Below are 16479 nucleotides of genomic sequence, written 5' to 3' on the forward strand. Positions count from 1 at the left end.
AATCAGTTATTATATAAAAAAAGCTGAGCAGATATCTGCTCAGCTTTTTTTATGCGCTACAACGAAGCCCGCAGCGTTAGATGGAATGGAACTTCCAGATGCTCCTTAGAGTTATCGAGAATAAGCTTAGCCGTCATCTCTCCCATTTGCCTGAAATCTGTAGAGATCGTTGTTATTCCGTTTAAAATGATCTTCTTTAGCGGCGTTTCATTGTAAGAGATCACCCCTACATCTTTACCTAACTTCAATTTCATATTGATGAGCCTCTCGATCAAGATCACCAGATCATCTTCCATCAAATTAATATACACCTCTCCTTCTGCAATCTCTTCTGTAAGGATTTGATTGACCACCTTTGGCGTAAAGGCATATTGCTGACAAAAGCGATAAAATCCTTTCAAAATTTCGACAGGATAATAGCTTCGTTTAGGCATAATAATCTTAATGGTATGATATTTCCCTAAATGTTCTCTTGCTTGATCCAGCGCATTATAAATGTCATCCTCAAAGTTTTCATAGACCGCAGCATATTCGCCACTTACCCCCGGAACCAGTTTATCCAAGATCACCAGTTTTTCCTTAGGGATCAGGTTAATCACCTCATGCACGTGGTCGTGTCCCTCCATAAAATGAGGAATGATCACATAATGCGAGTAATCTTCCTTTTTATTGGAAAGCAGCTTTTTAAAGAGGTTAAAATCGTTGTTATAGATGTAAAAATCTACCGCTACATGATCCCCCAAAGCCTTAATAAAGGCATCGTAAATGATCTTTTTATGGGAGCTGAGTTTGTTGAAAAGCAGAAATATTTTAAGTGTCCTTCTAAAATCAGTACTGATGATGTAGTAGCCTTTGCCCGGGACAGAGCCTACTACACCAATCTTTTTAAGGTATTTATATCCTTTTTCTGCTGTATCTCTGGAAATTTCCAGCTCGTAACTCAATTCGTTGATGGAAGGCAGCAGGTAATCCTTCTGAATCGTGCCGGATTCTATCGCACTAAGAATAGAGTTAGTTAGCTGTAAGTACTTTGGCGTTGAAGAATATTCATCAACATGGATATAGTCAGAAAATTTCACCGGCTTCATCAGGTTAAGATAGGACTATTTAATGCAAAACAGTTCCTCCGGCATAATATTTTAATTCAATGATATCATTTGGTAAAGGTTTTGTGTTCCATGATTTATGGATGGCGAGGGCTGCTCCAACAGCAGTTGCTTGCGCCATATAGGCTGCAAACACTTCCAATTCTGGAAAGGCAGCAGCCAATAAATTCATAAATATGGAATTCTTACTAAACCCGCCATCTACAAATATGCGTTTTACAGTTGTTCCCTGTAAAACTCTATTAGTAGAGATGTATTGTTGATTCACCAAATCAAGAATCAACTGATGATAAGCCATCACATCTGTCGGGTAATCATCAAGATGGCGACTACCAAATGGAGATTCTTTAAGGCCTGTAATCGTATGCGCTTCAAGATCGACTACTTTATCCATTCGTTGTAATTCCTCTATAATTTTAGCATCAAAAGGAACGGAGCGATAAGCAATCACATCTGTATTGTAATGGGCTGCAATACGCTTTACTTGTTGCTCATGCTCATACCCAGCAAAAAGACGCGAAGCTTTTACCGGCTTTCCTTCATACTGTAAATAACACAGGCAATCATTTTCCAATTCTTCCGTAGTAAGCGGTGTTGAATTGAAAGGATTTAAACTGATGCACCAGGTGCCGGTAGACAACAAGATAAAGGGTTCATGGAAATTAACCAAATAAGGCACCAATGCTGCTGAGCTATCATGAAAGCCAGGACCAACAGCATAGTTATTTCCGGGAAAAGCCGCTGGAAGCACACTATCCGAAGGAACGATAGGCGCTAACTTATCGCTCAAGCCTTCTTTCCCTACCCATTCATGGTAATCGTTTTTAGTAAAATCCCACAAATTAGTGTGACAGCCAATACTGGTAATGTCAGAGTACGCTTCACCAGAAATCAGGTAACTTAAATATTGTGGCAGGTGAAGTGCATATTTAATCTGCGCAAACAGCTCAGGCTTTTCATACTTGATGCGGTAAAGTTGCATCCCCGAATTTAGGCTCCCTAAAACCGGAGATGCAGTAAGGTTTGAAAACACTTCTTCGCCCCCATAAGTATTGTAAAACTGATTTTTTAAAGCTTCAGGGTATTCCTTAAGATAATTATATAACGGGGCCAATGGATTTCCATGCTCATCAATATATACAAAGCTTGCTCCATAAGTCGCAAAGTTGATTGATTTGATCTCAAAAGCAGGGTTTTTAAATACCTCCCTTAGCGAATCAAAAATCGACAACCTTAAGCTTTCCAGATTTTCGCAAGGATCACCATCCTCATCTACAGTCTCCAGAAACCTGGCCGATCTTTCGAAAACAATTTTATACTGTTCATCAAAAAGGAACAACTTTTTATTTGTCTTACCTACATCAAACACAGCTATTACAGGAGTGGCCTTCATCTTTAATCCCATTAATTATAATCCAGTTGCTACAGTTTTTAAACCACGGCTTTTAATCAATTCTTGTCTAACATTACTCGCTCTAAACAACTCCAGTGGAGCCAAAGCTGCACCAGCACGTAAACGAGCTTCGGCTACTAGTGGACGTAAATCTGTACGGAATGCCTGTTGTAAGATTTCCTGCGCGCGAGCTACATCATTTTCATCTTGTGCTTTTTGTAAAGCCACACGGTCTACAGATAAAGCCTGTGCATAGGCTAACATAATTGCTTCTACCGATTGCAAAAGATCTTCAAGAGGATCTTTAACATTATGTGAGGCATCAATCATCCAAGCCAAATCTTCTCTGTGGTTCATTCCACGTGCATCCATTCCTTCAACCAATTCATTAAAGATCAGGAACAACTGGTAAGGCTTCATACTGCCCGCAGTTAAATCGTCATCTCCGTATTTTGAATCATTAAAGTGGAAGCCGCCCAGCTTTCCTTCCATCAACAATAAAGAGACGATTTGCTCGATATTTGCATTTGGCAGGTGATGACCAAGATCAACCAGCGTAAAGGCTTTAGGACCTAGTTTATTTGCGTACAATAAAGACTGACCCCAATCTCCTACTGTTGTAGAATAGAAGTTTGGCTCGAAAGCTTTGTATTCTACAAATACTTTCCAATCAGCTGGCAAAGCAGCATATATTTCTTGCAAGCTTTCTAGTGTATTTTGGAAAGCTTTTCTAAAGTTCAATTGTCCGGGGAAGCATGATCCATCCGCCAACCAAACGGTAAGCGCTTTAGAACCCAACTCTACACCCTGACGGATCACCTCAATATTGTGCTCAATTGCTTGTTTCCTTACCGCTTTATCTACATGCTGCAAAGATCCGAACTTATAGCTGTGGGCCGAACCTGCCTGATCCTGAAAAGTATTGGAGTTCATGGCGTCAAATACTAAACCATGCTGTGCAACCAATGCTTTTATAGCAGGTACATTTTCAGCAGTATCCCATGGAATATGAAGCGAGATTGCGCCACTTGCTGCATTTAACTTATGCAATAAGCCGATATCTTCAATCTTTTCTTCGATGTTACGAGGTTCTCCTCCTGAAGAAAAACGTCCGAAACGTGTTCCACCTGTACCTAAAGCCCAGCTTGGAATACCAATTTGGAAATCAATCAGCTTTTGTACGATACCTTCTGCGTTTGCAACTTCATCTTTAATAAAAGCTAGCTTCCGCTGATGCTTAGGCAAAAGCTCGCTGTTATGTGATTCTATTTGATAATTTTCTAAGTTCATAGTTCAAGGTTTTAACGGACAAAGGCATTTGCTACACCACCATCCACATTTAGTACATTTCCAGTTGATTTGTTCAATAGCCCGCCCACAAATGCAAAACAAGCATTAGCAATATCATCCGGTAAAATTATTTCATTTAGCAAGGTACGTTTTGCATAATAAGCAGGCAACTCCGCCACGGTAATTCCGTAGGCTTTTGCACGACCCTCTGCCCATCCACCAGCCCAGATATTACTATCACTGATCACTGCATCCGGGTTTACTACATTCACACGAATACCATCAGCACCCAGTTCCGCAGCATTTAATCTGCTCAAATGTAACTGAGCCGCTTTAGCACTACCATAACCTGCATTATTTGGTCCGCTAACCAATGCATTTTTGCTCACAATATTCAGGATATCACCCCCAATTTCTTGTTTCTGCATCACCGCTGCTGCAGCCTGAGTCACAAAAAACTGCCCTTTCACCAATACGTCATACAACAGATCCCAATCCTTTTCAGTATGATCAGCTATTGTTTTTGAAATAGAAAGACCTGCATTGTTGATCACGATATCCACACCACCAAAAGCGAGTGCCGCAATATCAAAAGCGCTTGCGATGTCTTCAGCACTGGTTACGTTCAATACCGCAGTAGCATAGCTGTCCTTACCAAATTTACCTTCAAACTCATCAGCAGCACTTTGCAAACGCTCTGCATTCATATCATTTAGCACCACTACCGCTCCTTCTTCCACAAACTTACGAGCAATAGCCTTTCCAATACCACCTGCACTACCAGTAATCAGGGCAATTTTTCCTGAAAGCGGCTTAGCTTTAGGCATTCTTTGCAGTTTTGCTTCTTCCAACAACCAGTATTCAATGTTAAACGCTTCCTGTCTCGGTAAAGAAGTGTATTCAGAAATGGCTTCTGCGCCTTTCATAACATTAATGGCATTGGTATAAAACTCTGCGGCTACCCTTGCTGTTTGTTTGTCTTTTGAAAAAGAGAACATTCCGATACCAGGATAAAGGATAATTACCGGATTGGCATCACGTATTGCGGGGCTATTGCTGTGTTTGCATGAATTATAGTATTCAGCATACATCTTTCTGTAAGCTTCAAATTCCGGCGCTAATCTTTCTTTTAATGCTTTAACATCACTAAGATCTTCATTAGGCTCCAATTTCAGTACCAGTGGACTAATTTTGGTGCGTAAAAAGTGATCGGGACAACTGGTTCCCAATGGGGCTAGACGATCCAGATCATTCGAGTTGATAAACTCTAATACCCTTGCATCATCCGTAAAATGACCCACCATATGTTTTTCGATCGAGCAGAAACCTCTCAATATAGGAGCAATAGTTGCCGCCTGTTTTGTACGTTGTTCTTTTTCGGCACTTTCTATTTGCTGTCCGCCAAATACCGGACCTTTTTTACCATAATTCTCTTCCAGGTATTCTGCACATCTTTCAATCACCTCGAGCGTGTTCATATAGCTTTCATAAGCTGTATCACCCCAGGTAAACAATCCGTGCGAACCTAACATAATCCCTCTGATTCCAGGATTTTCATCCAGGCATTTGCGCAACATCAGTCCCAGTTCAAAGCCTGGTTTCTGCCATGGCACCCAGCCAATCGTTCCGTTAAATAATTCTTTGGTGATGCGTTCTCCATCTTTAGCAGCCGCAATCGCAATTGCCGCATCTGGATGCAAGTGATCGATATGCGCAAATGGCAAGAAACCATGTAAAGGCGTATCAATAGATGGCGCTTTAGATTTCAGATCATAAATGCAATGGTTAAAAAGCTCAACCATTTCATCTTCGTGTGCCAATCCCCTGTAAACATTTTTAAGGTCACGCAGGCGATCTACATACAAAGCTGCAAGGCCACTACTTTTTAAAGTACCCAAATCTCCTCCAGATCCTTTCACCCACATCACCTCGGCTTCCTTTCCGGTTAATGGATCTTTAGCGATGGCCTTACATGAGGTATTTCCACCTCCATAATTGGTTAAGCGCAAATCTGCACCTAATAAATTTGAACGGTAGATCAACAGTGCAACTTCATCCCCGGCCATTTCAGCAGCCTTTGCATCATCCCACAAATAGCTTACATGTTTAAAATCGGTAGTTCGAGTACTCATAAAAATATTTAAATTAATTGTTTTTTATTTGATTGAATTTCCATAACCCACAATGAGTATAGATAAAATAAGGATTACTATTCCAGAGATTACAGTACCAAAAGTCCGCTTCTTTACACCACTCCATTCTTTAAAGAATAACCCCCATCCGTTAGCGACCAGAATAATACAAGCCATATGTAAAATCCATCCACTAGCTCCGTTACCCAACTTACTTTCGCCCATTCCATAAAAAAAGAACTGCAAAAACCAGGTTGTACCGGCAAGTGCAGAGAAAATATAGTTTTTAAGTAATGGCGCTTTTTTATCTGTATAATCTCCAAAAGTTTTATTACGACGGTTCAACAGCATACACCAGAATAAGTTGGTGGTTAAGCCTCCCCATAAAATAACAACATAGGTCACATTGTTTTGAAAAAGAAATTCTCCCTGTTCGGGATTAATTGCTTTCCATGCTTCGTTGGCATGGTGCGCCATATCTTTACCGGCATCAATACCAAAGGCAAAGCAAGCACTTAGTACACCTGATACAATAGATACAATTAGTCCAATGCCCAGTTTATACTCCTTATTAGATGGATCCGCTTTCCCTGAGGCTACCAGATCTTTCTCTTTCATACTACCCGCCAATCCACATACTACGATACCGATTACGCAAACCAATAATCCAAGCAACACCATTTGTCCCCAATGACTGTTAGCCATATCAGACAAACTATCTTTTCCTGCGGTTGGATTGAAATCATAATAAAGAGAAGGGATCAAAGCGCCAAATACAGAGCAAAGACCAAGAATTATGGTACTACCTAGTGATATACCGAGGTAGCGTACACCCAAACCATAGGTTAATCCGCCAATTCCCCATAGCAAACCAAAGAAATAAGTCAATAGTAATATTTTACCGTCCGTCTGAACAATGATGTCCATAAAGCCCGGAATAGTTAACCAGGCAGCCAATGGCGGAACGATTAACCAGGAAAACAATCCACCAACGATCCAATACGTTTCCCAAGCCCAGCTTTTGACTTTCTTGAAAGGGATATAGAAACTACCGGAAGCAAAGCCGCCGATGAAATGGAAAATAACTCCGAGAAGTATCTGCATAGTTTAGGTTTTTAAATTTGGTACGCCTAAAATAGAAGAATCACACTATACTTCTGTCATGTACTGTCATGCCCTAAAAAAGCATTTTATTTTTGAAAGGGTAATTGCCTATCATTTTATATAGCTTTCCTGTGCAAATTAAATCCTGAAGTTCTTTTAGATGCGTGCTATGATGTAAATCCGTTCCAGCAAAATCATAGTAATTCTTTTTTAAAAGGCGTTGTGCTACTGATTTTACCTCAGGTCCATAATATCCTGCCAGGGCCAATAGATTTAATTGAAATAAAACGCCCATATCTTTTAACCTGTCGTACCGTTCTAACTTTTTATGGTAAAAGCCATATCGCTCAGGATGGGCAAGAATCACCTTACATCCTGCCAACTGAAGATCAAAGACAACCTTTTCAATCTGAGGCATTTCTGACAAATAAGACATTTCTATCAGTATGTGTTGATCGGGTAAGCACAATAAGTTTTTAGCAACCTTAAAAGTTTCATCCACCATGTATTCCGCAGCAGCATCGATTTCGACCTTCAAATTCGTTTTAACCAAGGCTGCTTTAACATCCTTTAGGGCATGAGTAATGGTTTCAGCGGTATTGGGATACAACTCCGTAAAAATATGTGGTGTACAAAAAAATTTATGGAATCCCAGCTCAGTCAATTCTTTGATAAAATCTACAGATTGTACGAGGTCTATGGCCCCGTCATCAATACCTGGCAATAAATGGCTATGCATATCAACACCTAGCCATTCCACATCACGTACATAATTTTTTCTCCTAAAAAACGAAATCATGAGCTATTCTTTAACCTATAAACTGTCCTACCTTCCTTAACGGCTTTAGGACAAGACCCAGGAAGGGCATGCCTATATTATTATTAGTCATTGCTCTAAAATCACATCTCCAGGCTTTGATACGATTCAATAAATTTTGATTACTCACACCACCCTGCGTCATATTAACTATTACTTTATTTAAATAACAAACCTTAGCCTTATTTGTGTGCATAAAACGGAGCATCAATTCATAATCCGCAGCCGTACCATACCTGGAATTATATAAACCCAGCTGCTCAAACATTTCTCTTTTTGCATAAAAAGTTGGGTGAGGAGGCATCCAACCCCAATTAAATTTACCTGGGGAATAATTACCAGATCGCCATCTGCGCAGCACCTTGCCATTCGGGTTTACATAATCTAAATCGGCATATAAAATATCGGCATTATTTTGCACAAAAGACGCTACTATTTCACTGATTACATTATCATTAGCAAAATAGTCATCTGCATTTAACAGTCCTACAACATCTCCTGTAGATTTCATAATTCCTTTATTCATGGCATCATAAATTCCATCATCTGCTTCTGATTTAAAGTAATGAATATGCACTTTATTTTGCCGAATTATATCCGCCGTTCCATCGCTAGAATTTCCGTCAATAATGATGTACTCAACGTTTTTATAGGTTTGTCGAGCTACCGAATCAATGCACTGTTGTATTGTTTTTGCTGCATTGTATGTTACTGTAACTAGCGAAATTTTTACATTAATCATGACAACGAATTTAATGATTAATTACAATTATTTATATTTAATATGTACTTTTGGCGAATTGGCGTATTGCTATGGGAATTAAGGCAGTTTTTTAATATGTGTTTCATTAAGAAAATCATCAATTTATTGATCGTTTCTACAATTCTATTTGCTAGTTTTTCTTGCGCTAACAGACAAAAACAGGCGCTTTTTGAAAAAAAATCCACCGCAAACAATTCCCCAAAAAAGGAATTAACCCCGCCCAATTATCAGATAAAACCAGGGGATTTGTTACAGGTAAAAAACCTGCAAAACAGAAACCTCATTGTTAATGAATCCTTTACAAAAGAAAAAGAAGCATCAAACAACAACCACGAGCAGACTTACCTGGTTGAACAAGATAGTACTATTGGGCTACCTATACTTGGACGTGTAAAAGTTGGAGGGCTCACACGCAGAGACGCCGCAAATCAAGTACAATCACTTTATAGGAAAGAACTCAAAGATCCAATCATTGAATTGAAAATCATTAACTTAAAAGTAACCTTACTCGGAGAAGTCAAGAATCAAGGCATATACAACCTCTTAAAAGACCATACTTCCTTGATTGAAATCATTGGAGAAGCAGGTGGCCTTACCGATAAAGCAAGCAGCAACAATCTGAAAATAATTCGGGGTGGGATGCAAAATCCGCAAATTATCAACCTTGACCTGACCGACATCAGCACACTTTCTGACTCCAGAACTTTACTAGAGAATAACGATATCATTTACATCGCCCAAAATAAACGAGCGATCCGATCCGAGAAACTACAAAGCATGTCGGCCATTTTGCAACCGGTTATTGCTTTATTAAATACAGCATTACTCATCTATACAATTACACGTTGATGCAGGAAGAAAAGGTTCAAAAAAGGAGCGACGCCAAGGAAATTGACTATTTAAAAATAGCGCGAATATTACTTAGTCGTTGGTATATATTGGCTGGATCAATTTTAACTGCACTATTAATTGCCTATGCTTATCTATGGTTTACACCAAAAACATATGCCACATCGGGCATTCTAAAGTTTGAGGAAAAGAAATCGGAACTATCTGACCTTGTTAATGCAATGAGCAACTCGGGCCGCAGCCCTGCTAGTTTACAAAGCGAAAAATTCATATTACAGAGTAGAAACTTACTATTAAGTGCCATTAAACAACTGGACTATCGCATTAGTTTTTACATCTCCGGCAGGCTACGTGACTACGACCTGTACCCTAAACAGCCGCTTCACATCAATCTTTTGAAACTTGACAGTTTAAATTTTTATCAGGGCGCTATTGCATTTAAACCTATAAACGAAAAGACATTTAACCTCAGTTGGAGCGCTTCTGGCAAGGAAGTACAAAAAGTCTGCACTTACAATACCCCCCTAAGCATTGGGAATGTAGGATTTACCATTAAATATCCTGGCCCAATCCAACCAAATATTGTTTATATGTTTAAGTTCAACACTCCTGAAAGCCTTCTAGGTAGGGTAAATGAAGGATTGCGAACAAGTGAAGCGGCTAAAAATTCCAATATCGTCAGCCTTCAACAAACGGATTCCAATCCTCGCTTTGCGGCCGATATATTAAATGCAATCATGTCCGGCTATCTGGATTACGACAGAAACCAAAAAGCCCAATCGGCTACTCAGATGATTCGTTTTATCAATGAGCAGCAAGAATATCTCTCTTCGAAAGTAAAAGGATCTGAGAGGTCTTTGGAAAAATACAAACAGCATTCCGGCATCATGGACGTCAATTCATCGGCTAGCGTTGCCTTATCTAAAGTGACTGAGCTCGAGTCGCAGCGTTCTTTATTAAAAATACAACTGATGGCCATTGATCAGTTAAAAAAACAAATCAGCAACGAGAAACACCATGCAAGCCTCAATTTTAATCTGGAAGGCAACATTGATCCCTTACTGGGGACCCTGATTAGCAAGCTGAATGACTTACTTACGGATAAAAATGCACTGTTAAAAACATACAACAGCACCTCTGAAACGGTAGAAGAGGTAAACAGCCAAATTGCTAAGGTCAAAAATGCGGCATTACAGAATATTAATGCCTCCAACCAACGAATTCAAAAGAATATAGCTTACATCAATACCCAATTATCGCAAGTTGATCAGCAAGTATCGTCATTTCCCGCTGCCGAAAAAGATATGATTAGTTTACTTCGGGATTTCGAAATCAATGAAAAAGTATATTCATTTTTATCAGAAAAGAAGCTTGAAGCACAGATAAACAGGTCCGCAATTCTTCCTGGCGCAACAATCATTGAGCCTGCGCAAGTTAATGACACGCCAATATCACCTAATGTCCCCAAGATTTACCGCAGCGCGATTATCTTTGGCCTGTTAGCAGGATTGGCAATTATAGCGTTTATCCGGATATTAAATCCGTTCATCTATGATAAGGAATCTGTCGAAAACATGACGACAATACCCATTGTAGGTATCATCAGAAAATATTCAGGTCCCAGCCCAAGGTCTATCTTTGCCGAATCTGTGCGGGCCGTACGTACCAACCTTAATTTTCTAGCTTCAGATCAAAAGAGCAAAGTGATCTGCATTACTTCGGAAGTCGCCGGAGAAGGGAAATCTTTCGTTGCCCTTAACCTTTCAAACACACTTGCCCTAATTGACAAAAAAGTAGTATTGATTGGCGCAGACCTGCGACGCCCTAAACTTCACCACACTTTTGGAAGTGCCAATAGCAAAGGTTTGAGCAATTACCTGGTCAACCAAGCTACGGTTGATGAGATTATCCAACATACAGATCACAATAATCTTGATTTTATCAGCTCAGGACCAATTCCGCCTAATCCATCTGAATTACTCCACCATGAGCGACTTACAGGTTTATTAAATGAACTTAAAAAGCGGTATGAAATCATCATGATCGATACTGCGCCTGTTGGCCTGGTATCCGATTCCATCCCTTTAATTTGTAGGAGCGACATCAATATTTTTGTGATCCGATATGGGAAATCAAAGCACAATGCAGCCTTGATCCCTCAAGCCCTGGCAAAGGAATACAATTTAAACAATATGGCGATTGTATTGAACGCCTTTGAGGAGAACGTTTTGCAATCGGGCTATTACAAGAGCAGCACAAGCCAAGGTAGGCTTCACTATTATGCTGATTACAATAGCCATCAGCATTCGGGTTATTATGAGGATGAAAAAAAATCAAAATGGTGGAGCATCAGAAGATAAAGAAGTGGCTACCGGTTTACACCAAGTCCCGCGCTGAAAAGAAGGCGCAGCAAGCTTTGTTGGGCAAAAATATTGAAGCCTACCTGCCGCTTCAGCGTCAGCTGAAACAATGGAGCGATAGAAAAAAATGGGTTGATGAACCATTGATCAAATCATATCTATTTGTTCATATTGAGCCAGGCCAGCAAACTGAGGTATTGATGACCAATGGCATTTCCCGTTTCATTTATTTTTCGGGAGAGATTGCAGCGATGCCAGACAAACAGATTCAAGACCTTAAATTATTATTGGCTAGCCCCTATGAATTGGAAATTACAGAAGAGCGGCTACAACCAGGCGAGAAAATAGAGATCAAAGCAGGCCCTTTAAAAGGAATCATCGGCGAGATCATTGAATATAAATCTCAAAAGCAATTGCTGTTGAGATTAGGAGACCTACAACATTCCATCGTTGTGAATGTTGCAGCATCCTTAATTGAAAGAATACCTTAAAAGTTAAACGCAATTACAATAGCGTTTAGCACCTGAAAAGCATAAAAAGCAATAAGTCAATAAAAATGTGACTTAGGGAGCGAAGCTATGGATTAACCGCAGCATCGAGAGGGTGATGTAATGTCGAAAAGAATATTATTCCTTACACTGGAAACATTCAGCGCAGCTGGTGGCATCCAAAGCATGAACCGAACTTTGGCATATTCGCTATACGAGCTATGTAAAAAAAATAACTGGGACATTAAACTATATTGTTTAAATGACCTGTCTGCCGATGTAAAGCCAAAATACCTGCCATTTTTTTGTTTCAAAGGGTTCGGCAAAAACAAGGCCATGTTTACTTTAAAAAGCATAATGAATGGAATGAACACGGACCTGGTACTGCTGAGTCACGTTAATCTTTCTATAATCGGCCTTGCCATTCGACTTCTAAATCCCAACTGTAAAATATGGCTGATAGCACATGGGATCGAGGTTTGGCAACCATTAAAGGGCTGGAAAAAACGCATCTGGAATACTGCAAATCGCGTGATATGTGTTAGCCAATTTACAAAATCAAAAGTGATGAAGCTACACGGTGCAAGCCCATCACACTGCGTCGTTTTAAACAACGTCTTAGATCCTTTTATAAAACTGCCAGAAAATTTTGACAAGCCTGAATATCTTTTAAGACGATATGGATTAAAGCCTGGTGACCCGGTGGCTTTCACGTTAACACGGATCAATCTTGCAGAAAAATTTAAAGGCTATGACCAGGTCATCACTGCTGTTGCCCGAATCAAACAATACCTACCTTCGATTAAATACATCCTTGCTGGTCCCTGTGAGCCTACCGAAAAAAGTAGAATTGAACAGCTGGTAGCAGATCAGGGGCTCAGCAACAATTTTATCCTCAGCGGATATATCGAAGAAAAAGAACTGGCAGATCATTATCTGCTAGCAGATTTGTTTGTACTACCCAGCAAAAAGGAAGGTTTCGGAATTGTATTTATAGAAGCTATGGCTTATGGCTTACCGGTTATCTGTGGCGATGTGGACGGGAGCATTGATGCGGTTCGCAATAGCGAGATGGGAATGGCAATTGACCCCGACGATATTGACGCACTGGAAATGGCCATCATTCAGAAATTAAGCATGAACTTAACGATAGATGATCGGAAAAACATTCAGGGCCAATGCCTAAAGCATTTTAACGAAACCAATTACAGGGATATTTTAGAGAAATTGATTATAAATGAAACCGTTGACTGAAGAAGATTGGGATATTGAGATTAAACCACTAAACAATCTACTGGACTTAAAACTAAGGGATGTTTGGCATTATAGGGATTTGTTATTGCTATTGGTCAAACGAGATTTCGTTTCGTTTTACAAACAGACGATATTGGGACCATTGTGGTTTTTTATCCAGCCGCTCTTTACCACCATCATATTTACATTTGTTTTCGGCAATATGGCTGGCATCTCTACGGATGGCCTTCCCCAGCCTTTATTTTACATGGCCGGGATTACCACATGGAATTACTTTGCAGAATGCTTAAATAAAACCAGTACCGTATTTAAAGACAATGCAAACCTGTTCGGAAAGGTTTATTTCCCAAGATTAATTATGCCTTTAAGCATTGTCGCATCCAACTTAGTTCGCTTTGGTGTACAAATGCTCTTATTCCTATTGATGATGCTGTTCTATCTGGGCACAGATGTGCAATTTAGTCCAAACCGGTATATCCTGTTATTTCCTTTACTTGTGGTTTTGATGGCATGTTTAGGCCTGGGCTTAGGCATGATCATCTCTGCAATGACAACTAAATATCGTGACCTCGCATTCCTGGTTACGTTTGGCGTACAATTGCTAATGTATGCCACAACGGTAATTTATCCTTTATCTACTGCTTTAGCTAAATATCCAACCTACGCCTGGATTATTGAATACAACCCGATGACGCCTATTATCGAGGCATTCAGGTATGGTTTTCTGGGTAAGGGCAGCTTCAGCTGGCAAAGTCTTGGCTATTGTACCACCATCACACTTTCTATTATGGTTATAGGGCTGATTGTCTTTAATAAAGTAGAGAAAACATTTGTAGATACCGTTTAACATTGGTTTATCCTATAGATTTATGAGTAACCTAGCAATCAAAGTAGAGAATCTTTCAAAAGCCTATCAATTAGGCGAAATAGGTACCGGAACCCTGTCGCGTGATCTGGAACGTTGGTGGGCAAGCATACGAGGCAAGGAAGATCCATTTTTACGTATTGGCGAAACCAATGACAGAAGCGCTAAAGGAACGAGCAACGTTGTATGGAGCTTAAAGGACCTAAATTTGGAGATCAAACAAGGTGATGCTGTTGGCATTATTGGCCGTAATGGTGCTGGAAAAAGTACATTACTAAAAATATTGAGTAGGGTAACGGCTCCTACCACAGGCTCCGTGAAAATCAAGGGGCGTATTGCCAGTTTACTGGAAGTTGGTACAGGCTTCCATCCTGAGCTTACAGGGCGAGAGAATATCTTTTTAAATGGCGCTATCCTGGGGATGCGCAAAGCGGAGATTAAACGGAAGTTTGATGAGATTGTTGATTTTGCAGGCGTAGAAAGGTATATCGATACACCGGTAAAACGATACTCCTCGGGTATGTATGTTCGTCTCGCTTTTGCGGTGGCAGCACATCTGGAATCTGAGATCCTAATCGTCGATGAAGTCTTAGCGGTTGGAGATGCGGAGTTTCAGAAGAAGTGTTTAGGAAAAATGGGCGAAGTAAGCAAGGGAGAAGGAAGGACAGTGTTATTTGTAAGTCATAATATGAGTGCCATAGGAAGTTTATGCCAAAAAGGCATATTATTAGACCAGGGAATTCTTAAATCTTTTGGTGAGCAAAGTACAATCATCGACCACTACAACTCACTAAATATCACAAGTAATACACCAAAGCGAAAGCATTATTTTGGACAGCATTCTGTTTTGGAAATACTTGAATATGATGTTACAAGCAATGATATTGTATTAACATTTAAAACAAAACTTTCAGACCATGAAGTTTTCAAATCACTGGTTATTATAATTACCGACGTTTTAGGTAATCGAATATCGTTAATTGATTTACGGGAAAAATTAGGGACAACAGCGCATCATAACCTAACTGAGGTCCTTATTGATCACACGCCTCTGGTTGAAAACACTTATTACATCGGAATCAGCATCGAAACCTCTCTAAAATGGTACGATCTAAAGGAAATCCTTTTATGTGAAATTCCCATAAAACAAACTTCGACAATACAATACGAACCAAACCTAAGAGGTTATGTAACACTCTCCTCATCATACGGCATAACATGTTAACTGATCAAATTACGCTACTAATCTTTACTTGTGAAGGACGTGAGCATTTATTAAAAGAAACCATTGCGTCCTTCAAAAAAAAGTGCAGGTATCCTTTTGCAAAAACCATTTTAGCTGTTGATGGACAAATCAACAACAATACTATAGATTGGATTAATCCAGATTTAGTCATACAAAGTCCTGTAAGAAAAGGTTATGTAAACAGCATTCTTCACGCGATTAAACAAGTGGATACCGCTTATTTTTTTTGGCTGGAAGACGACTGGGAATTCCCATACGACATTCCAATTTGCGAATTAGCTTTACAACTAGATGCGGATCCACAACTTATCCAAATTGTATTGGCTAAAGCGAAAAAAGAAACCATGCAAATTGAATTAACTAACCCATCCTCGTCTTTCAGTGCTAATCCGGGTTTATGTAATGCTATGTACATAAAAAATGGATTTCAGCTGCTCCAGAAATCTAAAAAGATATATGATATGGGATTTGAAGATTTCATGAAGCATTTTATGGAAATAGAACAGCTCTCCGCTTACTACATTTACCAAAACAATGGCCCATTTGTTCATCATTCAGGTTATTTAGAAAGTACCGCCAGAGAATATCATATGATTAGCTCAATAGATGCGGAGTTAAGCCTTATTGGAAAAAAATATATATCAGGGTATGGTAATGATAAAATCATCACCGTAAAAAATAAACTATTATTAGTTCCCAGACTGTGGCTCGCTACAACTATCCTAGCCTTAAAGCTTTTTCGAAATAGACAGTCATACGATTTTGCTTTGAGAATTTACTTCTCCTATTTAAGGAACTTCAAGTATTAATGA

General features: G+C 39.5%; 14 protein-coding genes. 7 read left to right on the forward strand and 7 right to left on the reverse strand.

Annotated features, from left to right (window positions below):
- Window positions 1-56 precede the first annotated feature (56 nt).
- The 7 genes from EZ444_RS12235 to EZ444_RS12265 all read right to left on the reverse strand — a co-directional run bounded on the left by EZ444_RS12235 (window position 57) and on the right by EZ444_RS12265 (window position 8584).
- The gene (locus EZ444_RS12235) at window positions 57-1088 is read right to left on the reverse strand and encodes a GntR family transcriptional regulator (protein ID WP_131609201.1); all 1032 of its coding nucleotides are present in this window, start codon (window positions 1086-1088) and stop codon (window positions 57-59) included.
- A gap of 19 nt (window positions 1089-1107) precedes the next feature.
- A complete protein-coding gene (locus EZ444_RS12240) occupies window positions 1108-2499 on the reverse strand; it encodes an FGGY-family carbohydrate kinase (RefSeq protein ID WP_131609500.1) in 1392 nt (463 codons plus the stop codon).
- 15 nt (window positions 2500-2514) lie between these two features.
- Window positions 2515-3789 carry a TIM barrel protein gene (locus EZ444_RS12245; RefSeq protein WP_131609203.1) on the reverse strand — a complete coding sequence of 425 codons (1275 nt, stop codon included), beginning with the start codon at window positions 3787-3789 and terminating at the stop codon, window positions 2515-2517.
- An 11-nt stretch (window positions 3790-3800) separates the two neighbouring features.
- Window positions 3801-5921, reverse strand: a complete 2121-nt coding sequence (locus EZ444_RS12250; RefSeq protein ID WP_131609205.1) for a bifunctional aldolase/short-chain dehydrogenase — start codon at window positions 5919-5921, stop codon at window positions 3801-3803.
- 24 nt (window positions 5922-5945) lie between these two features.
- A complete protein-coding gene (rhaT, locus tag EZ444_RS12255; protein WP_131609207.1) occupies window positions 5946-7025 on the reverse strand; it encodes an L-rhamnose/proton symporter RhaT in 1080 nt (359 codons plus the stop codon).
- A gap of 73 nt (window positions 7026-7098) precedes the next feature.
- Complete coding sequence (locus EZ444_RS12260; protein ID WP_131609209.1) at window positions 7099-7824, reverse strand: tyrosine-protein phosphatase; 726 nt, start codon at window positions 7822-7824, stop codon at window positions 7099-7101.
- A gap of 10 nt (window positions 7825-7834) precedes the next feature.
- Window positions 7835-8584 carry a glycosyltransferase family 2 protein gene (locus EZ444_RS12265; RefSeq protein ID WP_131609211.1) on the reverse strand — a complete coding sequence of 250 codons (750 nt, stop codon included), beginning with the start codon at window positions 8582-8584 and terminating at the stop codon, window positions 7835-7837.
- Between the two features lie 96 nt (window positions 8585-8680).
- Between EZ444_RS12265 and EZ444_RS12270 the strand changes: the two genes are divergently transcribed.
- The 7 genes from EZ444_RS12270 (at window position 8681) to EZ444_RS12300 (ending at window position 16476) form a co-directional block, all read left to right on the forward strand.
- On the forward strand, window positions 8681-9454 hold the full coding sequence (locus EZ444_RS12270; RefSeq protein WP_225874711.1) for a polysaccharide biosynthesis/export family protein: 774 nt from the start codon (window positions 8681-8683) through the stop codon (window positions 9452-9454).
- The gene (locus tag EZ444_RS12275; protein WP_131609215.1) at window positions 9454-11814 is read left to right on the forward strand and encodes a GumC family protein; all 2361 of its coding nucleotides are present in this window, start codon (window positions 9454-9456) and stop codon (window positions 11812-11814) included. The genes EZ444_RS12270 and EZ444_RS12275 overlap by 1 nt, the downstream gene beginning before the upstream one ends.
- Window positions 11793-12305, forward strand: coding sequence for a UpxY family transcription antiterminator (locus EZ444_RS12280; protein WP_131609217.1), 513 nt, complete (start codon window positions 11793-11795; stop codon window positions 12303-12305). Before EZ444_RS12275 ends, EZ444_RS12280 begins: the two co-directional genes overlap by 22 nt.
- 120 nt (window positions 12306-12425) lie before the next feature.
- Window positions 12426-13556 carry a glycosyltransferase family 4 protein gene (locus EZ444_RS12285; RefSeq protein ID WP_131609219.1) on the forward strand — a complete coding sequence of 377 codons (1131 nt, stop codon included), beginning with the start codon at window positions 12426-12428 and terminating at the stop codon, window positions 13554-13556.
- Window positions 13540-14403, forward strand: a complete 864-nt coding sequence (locus EZ444_RS12290; protein ID WP_131609221.1) for an ABC transporter permease — start codon at window positions 13540-13542, stop codon at window positions 14401-14403. The genes EZ444_RS12285 and EZ444_RS12290 overlap by 17 nt, the downstream gene beginning before the upstream one ends.
- 22 nt (window positions 14404-14425) lie before the next feature.
- Window positions 14426-15646, forward strand: a complete 1221-nt coding sequence (locus EZ444_RS27630; RefSeq protein WP_225874712.1) for an ABC transporter ATP-binding protein — start codon at window positions 14426-14428, stop codon at window positions 15644-15646.
- The gene (locus tag EZ444_RS12300; RefSeq protein ID WP_131609223.1) at window positions 15640-16476 is read left to right on the forward strand and encodes a glycosyltransferase; all 837 of its coding nucleotides are present in this window, start codon (window positions 15640-15642) and stop codon (window positions 16474-16476) included. Before EZ444_RS27630 ends, EZ444_RS12300 begins: the two co-directional genes overlap by 7 nt.
- The last annotated feature ends 3 nt before the right edge of the window (window positions 16477-16479 follow it).

The sequence above is a fragment of the Pedobacter hiemivivus genome, assembly GCF_004331685.1.
GTDB classification, from domain to species: Bacteria; Bacteroidota; Bacteroidia; order Sphingobacteriales; family Sphingobacteriaceae; genus Pedobacter; species Pedobacter hiemivivus.